Below are 18,975 nucleotides of genomic sequence, written 5' to 3'. Positions count from 1 at the left end.
CACCGTGAATCTGTTCCATGAGTTGGCGTCTGCGGGTTCTGAACTACGTCAGCGATGACCGCTGAATTGGATAAATCTGCGGTTCCCGCTCCGGACTGATGACAAACAAACCGACTGGACGGTTTACGACGCCGAGTTTTGGTGATACTCTTGGGCGACACACAAGTTATCAAGCCTGGATAAGGGTCATCCAGGCAAGCGGACGCCGAAATGAACGAAATCAGACTAATCGCATGTCGTGAATGTGACTTGCTCCAGTGGAAAGCAAGCCTGGTCGAACGCGGTATCGCGCGTTGCCGGCGGTGCGATGCTGCCTTCTACCGAAGCCTGCCGGCTACTCATCATGATCGTGCGCTCGCGTTCACTCTAGCGGCGGCGATCATGTTTCTCGTGGCGAACTGGTTTCCGATCATCGGGGTTTGGGTCAGGGGCGCGCTCGTCGAAACCACGCTGTTCGATGCAGTTTGTTCGCTGTACGCCGACGGCATGTGGCCCATAGCTGGCCTCGTTCTGATAACGACGATTGTGATGCCGGCGCTGAACATCGCGTCGGTGATTTACCTACTGCTGCCCCTGCATACTGGCCGCCTGCCTCAACGTCCCGAGGTTGTTTTGCGCGTACTAAAGCACGTCGCGCCGTGGGGAATGACTGAAGTGCTCATGCTTGCCATGCTGATTGCGCTGGTCAAACTGCAGCACTTCGCGACCGTTGTTCCCGGCGTAGCGCTCTGGGCATTTGGCGCAGTAATGGTACTGCTCACGGCAGCAACTTTTTCGTTCGACCCGCGTGATATATGGGAGCGTATTGATGGCGGGCCAGGTGGCGACTCCAGTTCACCGAGACGAATGGTGAATGCGCAAGCCGCTACCGGCGCACGCGCCGGCCTGTTTGTTTGTCACGACTGCGGATTGGTGTCAAAACCTTTCGCTCAATTTCGCGGCCGGATTTGTCCGCGCTGCGGCGCGCTGTTTCATCTGCGCAAGCCCAATAGCCTCGCACGTACCTGGGCGTTCTTGCTTGCCGCGATGATTCTTTATATTCCTGCCGTACTGCTGCCGGTGATGATCACCAGCACCTTATTCGGCACGCAGTCGGACACGATTCTAAGCGGTGTGGTGTTCCTGTGGGCCTCGGGCTCATGGGTGCTGGCCTCGATCGTGTTTATTGCGAGCATCGTTGTGCCGATGCTCAAAATTCTCTCTCTAGCCTATCTCGCCTGGAGCACTCAGTTGCGCTCGTCCCTCATGCCGCGCAAGCGGACACGTATTTACCGGTGGGTAGAGTGCGTCGGCCGTTGGTCGATGCTCGATATCTATGTCGTCACCATCCTGGTCGCGGTCGTGCAATTTGGTTCTGTTGCAACAATCGATGCCGGTCCGGGGGCTATAGCGTTTGGCGCGGTCGTCGTCCTGACCATGTTCGCGGCACTGTCGTTCGATCCACGACTCATATGGGACGCCGTGGAGTTGGACGGTGAATGAGGCGTCGGCAGAGAACGGAAAAGACGATGCGGCTCACATTCGAGCCGCGGTTACCGCAGAACGATCGAATGGGCGCATGCCGCTTATATGGATTGTGCCGCTGGTGGCCCTGTTGATAGCGGGCGGACTCGCGGTGCGGTCGATCATGCAACAAGGCCCAAGCATCACCATCCGCTTTGCCACGGGCGAGGGCATCGAGGCCGGCAAGACGAAAATCAAGTTTAAGAACGTCGATATCGGCGTAATCAGGAGCGTCACTCTGTCCGACGATCACCAGACCGTGCTCGCCAGCGCCGAGATGTCGAGGAACGCCTCCAGCATGCTGGTCGACGGTACCCGCTTCTGGGTGGTTCGGCCGCGGATTTCAGGCGGCACCGTGTCAGGCATCAGCACCCTGATTTCCGGTTCCCACATCGGAATGGATATTGGCACCTCGCAAAACGCCCGACGCGATTTTGTCGGACTCGAGTCGCCGCCGGTGCTTGCCTCGGGGACGCCGGGGCGGGAGTTCGTACTCAGGAGTACCAGCATCGGCTCACTCGATATCGGTTCACCCGTATTCTTTCGCAGGCTTCAGGTTGGCCAGATAGTTTCCTACGCACTTGATCCCGACGGCTCCAGGATGACCGTGCGTGTTTTTATCAATGCGCCATACGACAGGTACGTCACGAACGACACGCGCTTCTGGCAAGCGAGCGGCGTTGACGTGACCCTGGATACGACGGGCGTAAAGGTCAACACGGAATCGCTGGTCTCCATCCTGATCGGTGGCCTCGCGTTCGAGAACCCGCCTGACACGACGGATAGAACTGAAGCGGACGCGAAACGCGAATTTCAACTTTTCGGCGATCGCGCCGATGCCATGAAGCGGCATGATGCAATCGTCGACAAATACGTCCTGAACTTCAACGAGTCGGTACGCGGATTGGCAGTCGGCGCGCCGGTCGACTTCCGCGGGATTGTCGTGGGCGAGGTGTCGGCGATCTCGGCGCACTTCGATCCCGTCAGAAAAGAATTCAATATTCCTGTTGAGGTCAGCATTTTTCCCGAACGTCTGGTGTCGCGTGTGAACTGGCAACGCAGCATGGGAGGCACGGCGGCTGAACGAAAGGCGTTTGCGGACTATCTGATCTCGAAGGGACTGCGAGCCCAATTGAAGACCGCGAGTCTCCTTACGGGGCAACTCTATGTTGCGATCGATTTTTTCCCCGCAGCGCCGAAGGCGAAAGTGAACTGGAGCAATGCGATTCCTCAATTACCGACGGTACCGGGAAATCTGCAGGGTTTGCAAGACTCGATCTCGAGTCTGGTGGCGAAGCTGAATGCAATCCCGTTCGACGGAATCAGCAAAGACCTACGCAAGACGCTGAACGACGCGGATTCAGTTCTGAACACCGTCAATACGGATCTGGCGCCGGATGCCAAGGCAACGCTGGCCACTGTTCGTGAAGCTCTCGCGTCAGCGAATCGTGCGATTCAAAGCGACTCGCCGTTGCAGCAAAGCACGACTGAAACAATGCGCGAACTGTCACGAGCCGCAGTATCGATTCGCACGCTGGCGGACTACCTGCAGCGCCATCCGGAAGCGCTGATTCGAGGCAAGGCCGAGGAGAAACCATGAGCCGATCGTCCTTGTTTTGCCTGGCAATATTAGTTCTCACTCTCCTTGCGGGATGTGCAACGTCGCCGCCGGCGCAGTTTTATACGTTGGCTCCCGTGCACCTTGTCGAGTTGCAGCCGGATATCAAACCGGTGGCAATCGCGATCGGCCCGGTCACGGTTCCGGAACTGGTCGATCGCCCGCAGATCGTGTCAAGGATTGACGAGAACCGCGTGTCGATCGACGAATTTGCTCGCTGGGCCGATCCGCTGAAGAGCCAGATTCCGCGCGTACTGGCTGCCGATCTCATGCAGTTGCTGCCAGGGTCGATCGTATCCATCTATCCGCAACATGTGGATGACAATGGATTCCGCGTGTCGGTTGACGTGCAGAGCTTTGATTCGCCAACGAGCGGTACCGTAGTGCTGGCAGCAATCTGGTCTGTCCGCGCGCCGGGGCGCGGCGAACCGGTTGAAGGTCGCACAGTCGTTCGCGAGAACGTCACCGGGCCTGGCTACGGTGCGCTGGTGAGCGCGCACAGCCAGGCTCTCGCCTCCGTTTCACGTGATATCGCTTTAGCGATGCTATCCACTGTACGGTACTGAGACAGTAGGCCAGAAGTTGTCCCGGCAAGGATCGGAGTCGCGGTGAGGCGCCCGGAGTTCGTCGAAGCGAGACTAGTCTGCCGAGGATTCTCAAGGTCGCGCTTGCTAGGTCGGTTGATACCGGCACATTGTGCGAGACGGCTCAAGGACGGGCCTGTTGCCCAGGCGGTTTATCATTCCGATTGGCCGCCTGGTGTCCGCCGAGAGAGATGCAGCGTGAAGTGCCGTCGGATCGGCGGCAATGGCTATGTGCTCGCGGTGTTCGAGCAGTTGCCGATCGTACGCCAGGTCTGAGGGACAAGGCTGCCCAGTGGGTGATCGGGCAGTGGCACAGGCGGATCCACCACGCCAAGGATCGAACTGGCCATACGGGATTTTGCCTTGTGATGCCGCCAGTGGCATCACAAGGCTTATGTCTACTGCTCGATCATGCCGCTTCACGAATCCGTACGCGCACGGTCGGGCGGATATCCGTTCACGGTCGTCTGGATTGTCGGAATTATCAGGGAGATTTATGGAGGGCGACCAAGGGATCCCGAATTTGATAGCGTGCCGACTGACCGTCGTGTCCGAGAGTGCGTTCCTTGAGTTGCACGTCGGCGTGCAAGTAGGTCCGGGTGTCTCCGAAGACTCGTGCCAGGCCCGGGCGCGGTCGCGGTTATGTCGAAGCCGTGGTGCATGAGGCTCATCGCGGCCGTGTGTCGCAGCAAGTGGGGCGTTATTGATCCATCTGGCGCTTGCGTCCCTTGCCCATCCCAGCCACGTTGGTCGGCACGCGATCCCATTCGGGTTCTATGGCCTGAAGCGCGCTCAATACGATAGAGCGGTTCAGTGCTGCAGCCAGCACACCGTCGCGTTCACTGTAAGCGTCTCATAACCGCTGGTGATCAGCGCACGAGCAATGCAAACGCCCGGGCAATGACGTACTCAGGCGACGCAGCCGGCTGATCCGCATGTGCATCGAATCCAGCACCTCCTTGACGATGTCGTTGCCGCACAACCGCAACTGTTCGTCGCGGCATGCCACATTCACCCGGAAGTAGCCGTGCACGTCCCCCCGTGCCACAACGTCGGACGGACGCCGATAAGCGGTCCATGATGCCCGTCAGGCTCTCTTGGCAACCTGACAGATGGAATCACCTCCGCACTGTGGCAGGCCTGCAATGCAGGCCACCTCTCTAACAGCGAGCCGGGTTGAATCGCAGCGGGTCAAGAGCCAGTCCCATAGCGATATTGCTGCCGAAAGCGGCTCGTCTGCGCCGCACCTGGGAAGATGAATTTGCTTCCGACGATATCGCCAAGCGGCTGAATGAATCCATGCATCTCGAGATCGTCGCCGGAGGCGATCATTTGCGGATTAGGCGACCGATTCCTGTCTGGCATCTTCTTGAGCCGGATTCAGCTTTTCGCCCTGGATGATGGGGTGCCGCACGAAAAAATGATAGGCGATTGCCCCAAACACCGATACCACCGCCGACGACAGGAAAACGAGGGTGAATGAATGCGTGGCGTCGACGATCATGCCAGCAGCCAACGGCGAAAGCGTCGCGCCGAGGAAGCCGCCAAAATTCTGCACTGCGCCGGCTGACGCGACCGTCGAATACGTGGTGACCTCGGCGGGCAGCGACCATGCATGCGCGACCACGGCCCCGTTGAATCCCAGCGCAAACGCCATCAGGATCACGGCGACGGGCAGGCCCGCCGACTGGCCGAACACGGCGTTAAGCGGCAGCAGGGCGAGGACGATGGCCTGAAGCAGCAGAGCAGCGACGATGGTCACCTTTTTCGCCTTGAGCGTCGTCCATCCGGAGCGTTCGGCCAGTTTGCCGGAAACGATGCCGCTCACGATATCGCCGATGATCGCGCCCACCCAGGGCACGCTGGCTGCCAGCCCCAACGAAGAGAACTTCACGCCGAACTGCTCGATGATGAACATGGGAATAAAGACCAGGAATATCTGATACACCCAGAGATTGCAGAAGAAGCCCGCCATCATTCCCCACATGCTCTGGCGTTTGAACATGGCCGTCCAGGGAACGCGTACTGCATCGGCGGCGGCTCGAACTTCCCCGTCATGTGCAATATAGGCGCGTTCTTCTCTACTCAACCGGGTGTTTCGATCGACATCGCGATAGAAGAACAGGAATACGATGGCGACGACGACACCGGCGACGCCCGCTGCCAGATACATCGAGCGCCAGCCGAATTCGGCCACGACAAAGACGAGTGCGAAGGTCAGGAAGGCAGGGCCGACCTTCAACGCGGCATCCCAACTTGCGTTGGCGATGCCTTGTTCCTTCTTCGGAAACCATTGCGTAACGATCTTGTTTGTCGAAGGCAGCGACGGCGATTCTGCCGCACCCAGCCACGCGCGCGCAATGAGGAACGCGCCGAACGAATGCGCGGTACCCATCGCAGCGGTCGCGGCGCTCCAGACGACAACGGAAACCCCCAGCAATCTCCGCGGTCCGAAGCGATCGACGAACCATCCGGACGGTAACTGACCGAATGCGTAGAAAAGTGAAAACGCGCTGCCGAGCAAGCCGATATCGGTCGCGGTGAACCCGAGTTCATGCTGCATGGCGGGTGCCGCGATCGACAAGGTCAGGCGGTCGATATTGTTGACGAGCGCGATCAGGCAGAGAAGGCCGAGGACCAACCATCGTTGTCGTCCGGCGGGTTTGGGCATCGGTGAAGCACCTGGATTGTTTTTCATGTGCAGCATGAACACGTCTCCTGCGAGTTTTCAGTTTGAGTGCCGAACGCTGTGGCACGCCGCATCGCATGCGATATGCGGTGGCACGGATCGGTCGACGAGTTGAGTGAAACGGCGGCTTCAGATCCGATCGGCCGGATCGAGCCGTGCTTCGAGCGAACGCTCGATTCGTATGATGTTCGATAACCCGAACGACAGTTCATCGATCGGTTGTTGCTGCCGAACGAGATAATCGGATGCAATCTGACAAGCCATCGCGCGTTCGCGGAGTAGCGCATCGAGCGCGGCGATGAGTGTTGACATCTCGCCCGATGTCATTTCGACCTGCACGGATGGTTCGTCGACGCCGACTGAAGCCACTGTATTCAGGACGGCGGATGCCGCGTGTCGTCTGGAGCCTCGCATATCGCTTCGATCCCAGCGCTAAAGACTGACTGCACGATGGAACGATGAAACGGCGACGATCGACTTGCCCGACACCGAGCGGTGACGCAAGGCATCGAGCCGTTCGGGAAGCGCGTCGAATCTCCCGGTCAATAGCGGCTCGCTTTTCATCCGACCGTCAGCGATGAGTTGCAGAATCCGGTTGCCTGCATCGACAAGACGTGCCCAGTCCGAATTGCTGCCATGCTGATGCATCGCGCCCAGCGCGACCTCGTGCAACGACATGGTGCGTCCGAATGGGGGGCTCGGCCATCCTTCGACGCGGCCCTGGATGCAGACCAGATGCCCGTTTGCGGAAAGCGCCGGCGACAGGCGCGCGGCGTGCGCGGCATCGACGGCATCGACGATGGCGAAGAACCGGTTCGCTTGCGTTCGCGGCCACTCGCTGTTCGAATCGAGCGGACCTTCAAAACATTCGCTTGCGCCAAGCGCGCGCAGACGGTCCCCATGCCGCGGATGGCACATTACGCTGACTTCGAAGCCCTGCATCGCCGCGAGCTGCACCGAGTAAAGACCGACAGCGCCGCCCGCGCCGCTGACCAGAACGCGCGCGTGCCGTCTCGGCGGCAGCTTGTCGAGCGCGAGCCATGCGGTCAGTGCCGGGCATGGCACGCTCGCCGCAGTGTCGAAATCGACTGCAGAAGGAATGGTAAGCAGTGCTCGAGCATCCACCGCCGTGTATTCGGCGAAGCTGCCCGGCGACGCCAGACTCGTGTGGTATGCGACGCGTTTGCCAAGCCAATCGTTCGGGATATCGGAACCCACGGCGACGACTTCGCCCGCCCCATCGACGCCCGGCACCTTGCCCGGCTGCCAGTCGACGAGATCGCCGCCGAGCACCTTCCAGTCCACCGGGTTCAGACCGATGACGGCGTTGCGAACCAGCACTTGTCCGCTTCCCGGCGTCGCGGCGGGCACGGTCTGCAGCGCGAGGGCGAGCGGATCGGGTTGACCGGTCCACGTCCACGCCTGCCAGGTGCGGGGCATCGACACTTCATCTTGCATCTGCAGCATCCTTGTAATGGCGAGGCGTATCGCTCGTGGCGTCGTCCCTATGAGTTGGATTGAACACGACGCCCGCGAAACCATCCGCGAACAATGCAGCGAACAGGTCGTCTGATGATGAGGCAGGCGGTTGATCGCCCGGCGCGGTGGAAGTCCAATCAACGCGGTATTCGATGGGCCGGTTCATGTGCATGTCGAAGGCTCGGTTGTAAGGGCCGCGGCCGATAAGCGGTACTGAATCGTGCGTGCCTCGCCAGCCTTGAACGTGCTTCCGGTACGACCAGCAAGCGGATGATCCTGCGGCGGAGCCACGACTCGCCCAAGATCGAAGAAGCCGTTCACCGGCTCGACACCGAGCGCAAAATTTTTCCCTGACCACGGCGCATAGTCGCGGCCGCCGTTGCTGATCCAGAGCACGGCGTCAGGCAAATCGCGCGTATTCCAGTCGAGGCGAACTTCCGCGCTGTCGGCCGGATAGCGGAGAACGAAGGGCGGCCGGCACGCTTCGAGTTGCACGAGTTCTTCCGTGATCTGCGGCAGCGGCAGCCGCGTCGCATCGAACGATCCGTCCGTTGTTTCGAGCATCCGCAATGATTCGAACGTCCGGTTGGTCACGATGCGTGAGTAAGCCGGTTCGATCGGCACGGGATACGTATGCACCGCCCGATACGGACACGCCACGACCTCGACGCCCTCTTGCGGCACTTTAAAGGTCGGATGCAGCGCGAAGGGCAGCGTGACGTCGCGGCGCACGCGCACGGTCAGCGAAACCGTGAGCATCGGTTCGCTTGCACTCGCTTCAATGACACGATCGAGACTTTCGACCGGGTCGTCGGGCGGATAGTCGATATGCAGCGCGATCTTGTGCGGCGTGTGCTCAACGCAACGCCACAGGTGATTTGAACTGAAGCCGTGACGCCATTCGTCGTGTGCCGTGCGCGCTTCGAAGCCGTGCGGCAGACCCGGCGGAACGTCGATGGTACCGAACGGCAGGCAGGGCCATTGGCCCCGCAAAGCGCGCATCAGTCCCGGCCACGCGGGGTCGTCGCCCCACAGAGCGACGTGCAGCGGCGAGACACTGCGGCCCGCGCCTAGATTAAAGCGTACGGGCGCAAGCATGCCGCCCATCGATTGCACGGTAGCCTCGCCGTGCGCCCAGATCAAGGTCCAGCGTTCATTGTCTCGCATCATTCGGTCCTCGATGATTGCGTCAAGCGCCAATGCGAAGTGCCGTTTTATCGAAGAATGCCTGATCCAGTTCGAAACCGAGTCCCGGCGCGCCCGGTACGTCGAGCCATCCGTTCTGCTGCTCCAGCGGCTGTCTGACGAGCGCCGTCCGATACGGATGCGACGAGGTGTCGTATTCGAACAGCGGTTGATCGGCATACAGCGAGTAGTGCGTGTCGGGCGTGGCGGCGATCATGTGCATCGACGCATATTGACCGATCGCCGTACCCCATACGTGCGGATTGACCTTCACGCCGTTGACCTGGGCGAGCGTGTTGATATGCCTGAGCGCTGTAAATCCGCCTGCGAGACAGATATCGGGCTGGGCGATATCCACCGCGCCGGCTTTGAACAGATCGTGGAAGCCATACATCGAAAATTCGGCTTCGCCGCCAGCGACGGGCGTATCGATCGCATCGCGCACGCGCCGATAACCGGCAAGATCCTCGGGCACGACCGGCTCCTCGATCCAGCGCAACTTGAAATCGGCCAGCGCGCGGGCGAGGCGAATCGCTTCGTTCGCACCGTAGGCGTGGTTCACGTCGATCATGAGGCGGGTTTGCGGATCGAGCGCGTCGCGGATCGCCTGCATCACGGCGATGTCGTCCTCGATGCCGAAGCCGAGCTTGACCTTCATCATCGAGAAACCGGCGGCCTGATGACGCTGCGCCTCGACCGCCATGTCAGCGGCCTGGCCTTGACCTGTCGGGCGGAAAAAGCCCGTCGCATAGCATTGCACTCGCTGGCGAAAGGCGCCGCCAAGCAGTTGCCACACCGGCAGCGTCGCCACCTTGCCGCAGATATCCCACAGCGCGATATCGACCGCACTGATCGCGCCGAGCACCACGCCCTTGCGGCCAAAGTCGCGTGTGCGCAGATACATCGTGTTCCACAGCACTTCGGTGTCGAGCGGATCCTGCCCGAGCAACAGCGGCTTGAGCGCGCTGTCGATCACCGTGGCGGCGATTTCCGGCGGCTGCAAACCCACGCTGAAGGTCTCGCCCCATCCCTCGATACCATCGGTGGTGCGAATGCGCACCACGGTTGTCGAGCGGCCCGTGACCCATCCCTGCGAATAGGCGAACGGCTTGTCCAGCGCCGTCTTGAGCACGAAGGTATCCACGCTTTCGATCTTCAACTGTCTTCTCCTGACGTTAGCGACGGCGCGCTTCAGATGCGGCCGAATTTCTCGAGCAGGTCCTGGAAGGTCTTGCCTTCGAGGATCATGCCGCGCATGCGCTCTTCGTTGTCGGCAATGGTCTTCGCGCGTTCGTAGACGGCGGCGAGGTCGGCGTGCGGCACGACCGCGACACCGATCTCGTCGGCAACGACCAGATCGCCCGGGTTCACGATCACACCGCCGCAGGAAATCGGCACATTGATGCTGATCGGCTCACGCCGTCCGCTGATGGCCGTGTGCGCCTGACGCGGTCCGGCGACCTTGGCCGATACCGGGAAATCAAGAAACTTCGCCTCGTCGGTGTCGCGGCAACTGCCGTCGATGACCGCGCCGACCACGCCCGCGTTACGCGCGAGGCCGGTCATCAGTCCGCCCCAGATGGACGTTTCGGTTTCGCCAAATGCGTCGATAACGATCACGTCGCCCGGCTTGGCCACGGTGAACACGTCGAGACAATCGACGATATCGCCCGCCGTGAGCTGAACGGTCAGCGCGGTGCCGATGATCTTGCGATTCGCGCCCTTCGGTTTGATGTCATGGCGCATAGTGCCGTTGCGCTGAAGCGCGTCAGACACCACGCACGACAGCGACATGACTTCGGACAGCGCGACGAAGCGGGCGACGAGCTCGCTATCGACTTCGGGACGGGGGTTGACGATGGTGCTCATTAGCATGATTCCTTTGTAGGTTAGTAACCGGAAACGACCGGATTGAGCGGCTTCTCGCCGAGCAGAACTGCACGCACGTTTTCAGCGGCCACGCGGCGCGCTTCGTGCAGGGCGTCCTGCGAGATATACGCCGCATGCGGCGTGATGATGCAGTTCTCGAGCGCGAACAGCGGGTTGTCGTTGGGCGACCAGTCGGCCTGCTTGGCCGGTTCCTCTTCGGTATCGTCGAGCGCCGCTGCTGCGATCTGACCGCTGACAAGCGCGTCGTACAGCGCGCGGTTATCGACCACCTTGCCGCGCGAACAGTTGACGAGCAGCGCGCCGGGTTTCATCGCGGCGAGCGCTTTTGCATCGATCAGATGATGCGTTTGCGGCGTGTACGGGCACATCACATCGACCAGATCGGCTTGCGCGAGCATCTCCTCCAACGTGACCTTGCGCACGCCATGCGATGCCATCAGGCTTGCGCTCACATACGGGTCGTAGGCGACGACATCGAAGCCGAACGGATTCAACTTGCGCGCCATGTTCTGCGCGATGCGCCCGAAGCCCACCAGACCGAACACGCTGCCGCGCATGCGTGGAATCGGCCGGTTCCAGGTGTTCCAATGCCACTCGCCGCGCCGTGTGGACGCCGCATACGTCGGGATCGACCGAAAGATGGTCAGGGCCATGCTGATGGAGTGGTCTGCGACTTCCTCGATGCAGTAGTCTGGCACGTTCGTTACGACAATGCCCGCTTTACGCGCGGCATCGACATCGAGAATGTCCACGCCGATGCCGTAGCGCGCGATGACCTTGCACTTCTCCAGCGCGCGAATGGTTTCAGCGGGAATCTTCGCGTATTGCTGCATCAGCGCGTCGGCGTCGCGAGCCAGTTCCGCGAGGCCTTCTCCCGTGCGCGACTGCAAGCCGATCACCTGCGCGCCGATGGGTTCGAGAATCTCGCTTTCGACGGCGAGATCGGGATAGTCGTAATCCGTCACATACACTTTGAACAAGGTCGTTCCTTTTACGGGTTGTTATGCGATGCGTTGCATCAGTCGAGGTTTCGCTCGGCGTACCGGTCCATCGCGATCAGCGCGGCGACCACGTTCGCCGGCGTCACTGGATAAGGTTCGTTGTGAATGATCTCGCCGGCCTGGCATGCCCGTTCGGCGACGGTCGTCAACACGTCGATATCGCCCGCGTCCACACCGATTTCGCGCAGGCGGTACGGCAAGTCCACATCGCGGCAAAAGCGGAACATGTGAAGACGTTCTTCGTCCGGCACCGCAAACAAAAACAGCGATGCGAGCGTGCCGATGGCCACCTTCTCGCCGTGCAGGAAGTCATGCGAGGACGGAAGCTCCGCCAGTCCGTGATGGATCGCGTGCGCGGCCGCCACGCCCGCCGACTCGAAACCGATGCCCGACAGCAGCACGGTGGCTTCGAGCGTGGCATCGAAATCCGGCGTGACGATATTTGCGCGGCAGTCGTCCACCGCTTGCGGCGCGTGTTCGAACAGCGTGTCGCGGCAGAGCTTCGCCGCCTGAAGCGCGAGCGACGTGCCGCGTCCGCCACACAGATTCGCGGCGTACGCGCGAGCGCACGCCTGTGCTTCGTACCAGGTGGATAACGCGTCGCCAATGCCAGCGATGAAGAAGCGCACCGGCGCGTTCACGATGATCTGTGAGTCCACCAACACGAGGTCGGGGTTGCGCCGCACGAAGTGGTCGCGGACCACGCGGCCCGCGTCGTCGTAGATGACGGAGAGCGCGGAGCAGGGCGCGTCGGATGCCGCGATGGTCGGCACGCAGATGAACGGCAAGCGCAGATCGTCGGCGGCGGCGCGGCCGACATCGACCACCTTGCCGCCGCCGAAAGACAGGACCATCTGCGCGCCGGTATCGCGGATCCACGCGGTCACGTCTTTGACAGCGCGCTCGGTGCACGATGCCTGCACGCATCGCGCATTGATCTTCACTCGCTGCGCGCGCGCCGTCACGTCTTCGAGCAGCGCAGACACGTTCGCATCGAGCAGGCACGCGGCCGATGAACCGTAACGCGCGAGTTCATCATCGAGCGTGCTCAATGCGCCCGCGCCCTGCACGTAGCGCGATGGGAACACGCTTGTGCGCAGCATGACGGAGGACGGGTTCATTTGGGAGTCCTTGTTCAACCGACGACGTAGCCGCCGTCCACGGCGATGATCGCGCCGGTGATATAGCGCGCGGCGGGCGTCGACAGAAAGATGGCGGCGCCCACGAGATCGTCGGCTTCGCCCCAGCGCTTGAGCGCCGTGCGCTCGGCGATCTTCTTCGCGGCCGCGTCCTCGCTCCATAGCCCGTGCGTCATCGCCGTGCGGTGGTAACCCGGCGCGATGGCATTGACGCGCACGCCATTGCGCCCATGACGATGCGCCAATGCGCGCGTCAACCCGAGAACGCCGCTCTTACTCGCGCAATAGGCGGGCACTTCTGCATCGGCAAGATAACTGAGCATGGAAGCAATGTTGATGATCGTGCCTTGCGAGTGCGTCAGAAGCGAAATCGCCGCGCTGGACAAGCGCATGGCGCTGATCAGGTTGATGTCCATCACGTTCAAAAACGTGGCGTCGTCGTATTCCTGACCGGGACGCGAGATTCCTTGCGAATTCACGAGAATGTCAAGGCGCTCGAAGCGCTGCACGAACGACCCTATCGCTTCGAGATCCGTCACATCGAGATGATCGAAAGCGATCTGATCCGTCGCCTTGGCACGCCTGAGTTGTGCGATCTTGTCGAGGGAACTGCCGGTCGCCGTGACGCGCGCGCCAAGTCCCGCGAGTCCTTTGGCGATATCGAGACCGATACCGCTGGTGCCACCTGAAACGAGTGCAGTTTTTCCTGCGAGAACATCCGATGCGAAGCAAGAAAGTATGTCATTCATAGGGCGTCTTCCGATTAGTCATCCTTACGTTGATTACCGTGTGACGGGGGATCGGTGCATGCGTCAGGTCGCGTATGTCAACAGAGGATCGGCGGATTCGATGTCGCGCTTCCGCGCTTCTTCGGGCATGGTCTCGCCCATCATCCGCGACACGCCACGGTCGGCGACGGCATAAGTCGTCGCAACGGTATTGCCGCTGATAATGGTGGGCCACGACGAGGTATCGAACACGCGCAGGCCCTCGATGCCGCGCACGGTCATGTCCGAATGCAGGACCGCCATCGGATCGTTGTCACGGCCCATACGCGCGGTGCCCGCTGGGTGATAGACCGTCTTGACCGTGCGGCGGCAATGTTCCGCGAGCGCCTCGTCCGACTCAACTGATGCATCCGACAACGCGCGTTCGTCGGGCAACACGATTTGTTCGACCATACTTTCGAGCGGGCCTGCGCGCATGATGCGCGCGGCGCGACGCATGCCCGCGATGGACAGCCGAAGATCATCGGGGTGATGCAGATAGTTCGGATAGACAATCGGGGTCGCGGCAGGATCGGCTGTCGGTAGTGAGACGCGGCCACGGCTTTTCGGACGCATCACGCAACTGTTCAGCGTGAAGCCGTAGGTAGCGCGTGTCGACGTGACATCGGGGTCGAGATAGACGGTCGGCAGGCAGAAAACCTGAATGGACGGCGCACCGGACGCGTCGTCGGGATTGAAGAACGCACCGGCTTCCACCGCGTTCGATGCGACGGGGCCGTTGTGGAACGCGAGATACTGCAGCCCGTTGCGTATCTGATTCCAGCCGCGATCCTGATTGAAGTAGCCGTATCGTCCCTTGCAGAACGCAACGACGGGCACTTCATGATGATCCTGAAGGTTCTCGCCGACACCGGGTAGATCGGCCTTCACCGGAATATCCAGACGCGCCAGTTCGCCTGCCGCGCCGATGCCCGACAACATAAGTAGCTTGGGCGTCACGAGCGCGCCCGCGGTCAGAATCACCTGTCCGCCGAAAATTTGCTCACGCTGCGATCCGCTCTGCACTTCGATACCGCGCGCCACGTTGCCTTCGATCACAATGCGCGTGACCGTGGTACCCGTGCGGATCTCCAGACGCGGGTCGCCCATGACGGGCGCAAGGAACGCGTCGACGCCGCTGCATCGGCGGCCGCGATAAGTCGTCGTCTGGTAGAAGCCTGCGCCCATCTGCGTGCCGCTGTTGAAATCAGCGTTGAAGCGCAAGCCCGTTTGCTGCGCCGCCAGCACGAATGCGCGCGATACGTCGCTTAGATTTGCGCCGTCAGACACCTTCAGAGGGCCATTGATGCCGTGCGCCGCGTTGTTGAAAGTGGAGTTGCCTTCGAGCCGGATAAAGTGCGGCAGCAGACGACGGTAATTCAAGGACTCATCACCGGTGATCGACACCCAGTCGTCGTAGTCGCGCGCCTGGCCGCGGATATAGACCATTGCGTTGACGGAACTGCCGCCGCCAAGCACCTTGCCCTGCGGAATCGATGGCTGCCGGCCGTCCAGATGCGCATGCTCCGCGCTGCGATGAAACGTCATGTAGTCGCGATTCGTTAGCAGCTTGACGAAGCCCGCGGGCATGTGAATGAGCGGATTACGGTCGCGTGCGCCCGCTTCGACGAGCAGAACCCGCGCGCCATGATCGCGCACGAGCCGCCCGGCGGTCAGACAGCCCGCCGCGCCCGCGCCAATCACGATGAAATCGTAGTGTGTCGATGCCTTGGCCATAACTCGAAATCTGGAACCTTTAGAAGCGACGTGATCCGTCGCCAACATTCAACGACGCGTGCGCCCAGCCATGCCCGCAAGAATGGCAGCGCCCGCGATCGCCAGACCTTGTACGATCAGCTTGCCCGACTCGCCCGCGCCATACGCGTTGAGCACATTGAAGAGGAGCGTGAGCGCGAAGGCAGCCGCGCACGGGCCGATCAATCCGCCGCGACCGCCGCCAAACGTAATGCCGCCGAGGATCACGCCTGCGATCGAATTCATCACGACATCGGTGCCCACGCTGGTCGTGCTCACGCCGACGTAGCCCGACAACAGCAGACCGCCCGCCGCCGCGAGCAGTCCCGCAGCGACATGCGAGGCGATAAACACGCCCTCGACCGGCAGACCCGACAACGTGGCCGCGACCGGATTGCTGCCGACCGCTTTGAGCAGACGGCCGAACACCATGAAGCGCAACGGAATCGCGAGGAGCAGCAGCACGCCCACCCAGATCACCGTTGCGATCGGCACGATGCCGAGCTTCGCGCTGCCGAGTACCTGCACCGCGTCCGGCACCGATCCCGGGCTGCTGCCGGAGCTCAGGAACAGTACGGTGCCGGTGAGAATGGAGGCTATCGCCAGCGTGGCGATCACGGCGGACGCGCGGAACTTCGTAATGAGCACGCCGTTGACGAGGCCGATCAGCGCGCCTATCGCGAGCGCGCCGAAAATCAGCATTGGCGCGGACATGTCGTTGAGAGGCGCGGTGGTGATCAGATAGTTCGTCATCACGAAGACGCCGCCCACAGACAGGTCGATGGAGCGGCATCGCATCACGATCATTTGCGCGGCGACGGCCAGGCCGAGCGGGGCGGCCTGACGCGCGATCACCATCTGAAACGGCAGTTGCAACAGCACGGGGCGAAAGAACACACAGAACAGCAGCAGGGCGGCGAGCACGAAGATGGACGGCGGCACCGCGACGAAGAGCCTGCGGAGTTCGAAGCGTGGCGCGGCGCGCATCGAAAGGTTTCCGGCTTCGGAGATAGGTTGGACGGGCATGACTTTAGATTCCGATTTCTTTGCGGCGACGCAGACAGACGGCGAACAACAGCAGCGCGCCGTTGACCACGGACAGAAGGAATGGGTTGATCTGCACGATATTCATCGCGTTGCCGACGATACTTAGCAGCAACGCGCCGAAGGCCGTGCCGAGCGGCCCGCCGATCCCGCCGCTCAGTTGCGTGCCGCCGAGTGCGACGGCGGCCACCGAGTCGAGTCCGTACGAGGCGCCGACCCACGGATCGCCAGAGGAGATGCGCCCGGCGAGGAAAATGCCGGCGACCGCCGCGAACAGCGCACAAATAACATATGACGCGATGGTCATGCGCGTAACGGACACGCCCGCGAGCGCCGCGTTGTCCGCGCCGCCGCCGACCGCATAGACATGCAGGCCGAGCCGCGAGCGATGCAGCAGCGACCACGCGAACCAGATCGCCAGCGCGACCCACAGCAGCGCGATCGGCACGCCCATCACCGAGTTGCCCACAGCGGCGGGAAGCATCGGCCAGACGCTGCCGCCGGGCGACGGCTGCACGAGCAGCACGATGCCTTGCAGCACCGTTCCGGTGGACAAGGTCATGATGATCGGATGCACGCGAAATCGCGTCACGCCGACACCGTTCACGATGCCGAGGAGCGCGGCGCTCAGGATGGTCAGCGTGATCGCGAGCGCGGGCGAGCCGGTGGTGGCGAGAATGCATGTCGACAGACTCATGACGACACCGACCGACAGATCGAGACCGCCGGTGAGAATCGGCAAGGTCTGGCCGAGTGCGACGACCATCAGCGGCGTGGCCTGCACGATAAGATTGCCGAGGTTCTGGGGCGTCCGGAAGCTCGCGAACGAGACCGCCAGAGCGACGATCGCGAGGACCAGGAGTGCGCCCGACACATACTGGCCGCCGGTGCGATCGGCCCGGAACGAAGTAAGGCGCTGAATCATGCTGTGGCTCCTGCAAGCGTTTCGGTACGGGCGACGGCGGCCTGGAGAATGTCCTCCTCGGTGGCGTCTTTCGCATCGATTTCCTTGACGATGCGATGATCGCTCACGACCAGAACGCGGTCGGCCAAGCCGATCACTTCGGGCAATTCGCGGGACGTGAAGATCACCGCGCCACCACGCTCGCAGAAAGTGCGCAACGCGTTGTAGATTTCGACTTTCGCCCCGACATCGACGCCGCGTGTCGGCTCTTCGATCAGCAGTACATCGGCGTCAATGGCGATCCAGCGTCCGAGCATCACCTTCTGCTGATTGCCGCCGGACAGGCTCACGACCGCTTGCGCCGCGCTGGCAGAGCGAATCCGTAGTTCGTCGGAGAGCCGCTTGACAAGCGCCGCGAGTGGCCGCGCGATGTCCCACGGATGCTTGCGTTGATGCACGCCGAGCGTGAGGTTGTCGCGAATCGGCAAGTCGAGATAGAGGCCTTCGCCCTTGCGGTCTTCCGGCATGAAGGCCAGCCCATTCGACAGCGCGCGGCGTACGCCCGCACGCGGTCGCAACGAGATCGCCGCGCCCGAACGGCGTTGCAGTTCGAGCTTGCCCGTGCAGCCTTTCATCACGCCCGCGAGTGAGCGAACGATATCGCGCTGTCCCTGACCTTCGAGTCCGCCGAGCGCGACAATTTCGCCGCGCCTCACATCGAAATCCACACCGGTGCGGCCCGGTGCGGTGCTCAGCGCGCTCACTTTCAGCGCCGCGCCGTTGTGATACGCCGCACGCGGCGGATAGAGATGCTCCACATCACGTCCCACCATGAGAGAGAGCAGACGGTCGGGGGTCAAGTCGGCGGTGGCGTATGAGCCGACCAGCTTGCCGTCCTTGAGCACCGTCGCCGTATCGCACAGATCGAAAATTTCCCGCATCCGATGTGAGATGTAGAAGATGCACTTGCCCTGATCGCGCAGCTTGAGCAGCAACGATTCGATACGCTCTACGTCCTTTGTGTTGAGCGCGGCGGTCGGCTCGTCGAAGATGAAGATGTCCGCGCTGACCGCCAGTCCCTTCGCGATCTCGACCGATTGCTGCTCCGCGACGGTGAGCGAACTCACCAGGCGGCGCGGATCGATCTTCAGGCCGATATAGCCGAGCGCCGCGCGCGCTTCTTCCTCCATGCGCCTGCGGTCCACGCTATAAAGTCCGCGCTTCGGCTCGCGGCCGAGGAACATCGTCTCGGCCACGGTCAGATTGCGGACCAGCGAAAACTCCTGAAACACGGTCGAGATGCCTGCGTTGAGCGCGTCGAGTGGAGACGAGAATCGCACCGGGGTGCCGCGCACCGTGACCTGACCTTCGGTGGGCGCGACACGTCAACCTCCGTGCACCCCTATGAGCTCGGTGT

General features: G+C 61.8%; 18 protein-coding genes and 1 pseudogene. 3 read left to right on the top strand and 16 right to left on the bottom strand.

What is annotated here, in order from left to right; genetic code table 11:
* Positions 1-210: 210 nt before the first annotated feature.
* From U0034_RS24810 to U0034_RS24800, 3 genes are all read left to right on the top strand, one after another.
* Positions 211-1,482, top strand: a complete 1,272-nt coding sequence (locus U0034_RS24810; RefSeq protein WP_085230664.1) for a paraquat-inducible protein A — start codon at positions 211-213, stop codon at positions 1,480-1,482.
* Positions 1,483-1,558: 76 nt separating this feature from the next.
* Positions 1,559-3,103 (top strand): PqiB family protein, encoded by a 1,545-nt coding sequence (locus U0034_RS24805; RefSeq protein WP_085230665.1) that lies wholly within the window; start codon positions 1,559-1,561, stop codon positions 3,101-3,103.
* Positions 3,100-3,687 carry a PqiC family protein gene (locus tag U0034_RS24800; protein ID WP_085230666.1) on the top strand — a complete coding sequence of 196 codons (588 nt, stop codon included), beginning with the start codon at positions 3,100-3,102 and terminating at the stop codon, positions 3,685-3,687. Before U0034_RS24805 ends, U0034_RS24800 begins: the two co-directional genes overlap by 4 nt.
* 871 nt (positions 3,688-4,558) lie before the next feature.
* On the opposite strand, the gene U0034_RS24795 is transcribed toward U0034_RS24800, so the two are convergent.
* The 16 genes and pseudogenes from U0034_RS24795 to U0034_RS24720 form a co-directional block, all read right to left on the bottom strand.
* On the bottom strand, positions 4,559-4,753 hold the full coding sequence (locus U0034_RS24795; protein WP_254902674.1) for an FCD domain-containing protein: 195 nt from the start codon (positions 4,751-4,753) through the stop codon (positions 4,559-4,561).
* Positions 4,754-5,044: 291 nt separating this feature from the next.
* Complete coding sequence (locus tag U0034_RS24790) at positions 5,045-6,412, bottom strand: MFS transporter (RefSeq protein WP_085230667.1); 1,368 nt, start codon at positions 6,410-6,412, stop codon at positions 5,045-5,047.
* Positions 6,413-6,523: 111 nt separating this feature from the next.
* Positions 6,524-6,706, bottom strand: coding sequence for a hypothetical protein (locus tag U0034_RS24785; protein WP_139831230.1), 183 nt, complete (start codon positions 6,704-6,706; stop codon positions 6,524-6,526).
* Positions 6,707-6,826: 120 nt separating this feature from the next.
* On the bottom strand, positions 6,827-7,852 hold the full coding sequence (locus U0034_RS24780) for a zinc-binding dehydrogenase (protein WP_085230708.1): 1,026 nt from the start codon (positions 7,850-7,852) through the stop codon (positions 6,827-6,829).
* A complete protein-coding gene (locus U0034_RS24775) occupies positions 7,842-8,039 on the bottom strand; it encodes a hypothetical protein (RefSeq protein ID WP_139831231.1) in 198 nt (65 codons plus the stop codon). The genes U0034_RS24780 and U0034_RS24775 overlap by 11 nt, the downstream gene beginning before the upstream one ends.
* Positions 8,036-9,043 carry an aldose epimerase family protein gene (locus tag U0034_RS24770; RefSeq protein WP_139831232.1) on the bottom strand — a complete coding sequence of 336 codons (1,008 nt, stop codon included), beginning with the start codon at positions 9,041-9,043 and terminating at the stop codon, positions 8,036-8,038. The genes U0034_RS24775 and U0034_RS24770 overlap by 4 nt, the downstream gene beginning before the upstream one ends.
* A gap of 19 nt (positions 9,044-9,062) precedes the next feature.
* Complete coding sequence (locus U0034_RS24765; protein WP_085230670.1) at positions 9,063-10,217, bottom strand: mandelate racemase/muconate lactonizing enzyme family protein; 1,155 nt, start codon at positions 10,215-10,217, stop codon at positions 9,063-9,065.
* A gap of 32 nt (positions 10,218-10,249) precedes the next feature.
* Positions 10,250-10,927 carry an RraA family protein gene (locus U0034_RS24760; protein ID WP_158243584.1) on the bottom strand — a complete coding sequence of 226 codons (678 nt, stop codon included), beginning with the start codon at positions 10,925-10,927 and terminating at the stop codon, positions 10,250-10,252.
* A gap of 20 nt (positions 10,928-10,947) precedes the next feature.
* A complete protein-coding gene (locus U0034_RS24755; RefSeq protein WP_233212093.1) occupies positions 10,948-11,919 on the bottom strand; it encodes a C-terminal binding protein in 972 nt (323 codons plus the stop codon).
* A 47-nt stretch (positions 11,920-11,966) separates the two neighbouring features.
* Complete coding sequence (locus U0034_RS24750) at positions 11,967-13,070, bottom strand: glycerol dehydrogenase (protein WP_085230709.1); 1,104 nt, start codon at positions 13,068-13,070, stop codon at positions 11,967-11,969.
* A gap of 14 nt (positions 13,071-13,084) precedes the next feature.
* Positions 13,085-13,837, bottom strand: coding sequence for an SDR family NAD(P)-dependent oxidoreductase (locus U0034_RS24745; RefSeq protein ID WP_085230673.1), 753 nt, complete (start codon positions 13,835-13,837; stop codon positions 13,085-13,087).
* A gap of 63 nt (positions 13,838-13,900) precedes the next feature.
* Positions 13,901-15,592: a GMC family oxidoreductase gene (locus U0034_RS24740; protein ID WP_085230674.1), complete on the bottom strand. Its 1,692-nt coding sequence runs from the start codon at positions 15,590-15,592 to the stop codon at positions 13,901-13,903.
* A gap of 48 nt (positions 15,593-15,640) precedes the next feature.
* Positions 15,641-16,636, bottom strand: coding sequence for an ABC transporter permease (locus tag U0034_RS24735; protein ID WP_085230675.1), 996 nt, complete (start codon positions 16,634-16,636; stop codon positions 15,641-15,643).
* A 4-nt stretch (positions 16,637-16,640) separates the two neighbouring features.
* The gene (locus tag U0034_RS24730; protein WP_085230676.1) at positions 16,641-17,579 is read right to left on the bottom strand and encodes an ABC transporter permease; all 939 of its coding nucleotides are present in this window, start codon (positions 17,577-17,579) and stop codon (positions 16,641-16,643) included.
* Positions 17,576-18,562, bottom strand: coding sequence for an ATP-binding cassette domain-containing protein (locus tag U0034_RS24725; RefSeq protein WP_338114529.1), 987 nt, complete (start codon positions 18,560-18,562; stop codon positions 17,576-17,578). Before U0034_RS24725 ends, U0034_RS24730 begins: the two co-directional genes overlap by 4 nt.
* A 39-nt stretch (positions 18,563-18,601) precedes the next feature.
* Positions 18,602-18,925, bottom strand: a pseudogene (locus U0034_RS24720) (ATP-binding cassette domain-containing protein); the annotation flags it as partial.
* Positions 18,926-18,975: the final 50 nt, after the last annotated feature.

Source organism: Trinickia caryophylli (assembly GCF_034424545.1).
Taxonomy (GTDB): domain Bacteria; phylum Pseudomonadota; class Gammaproteobacteria; order Burkholderiales; family Burkholderiaceae; genus Trinickia; species Trinickia caryophylli.
Note: the sequence above shows the minus strand (reverse complement) of the source record. Positions and strands in the feature narration are given on the sequence as shown.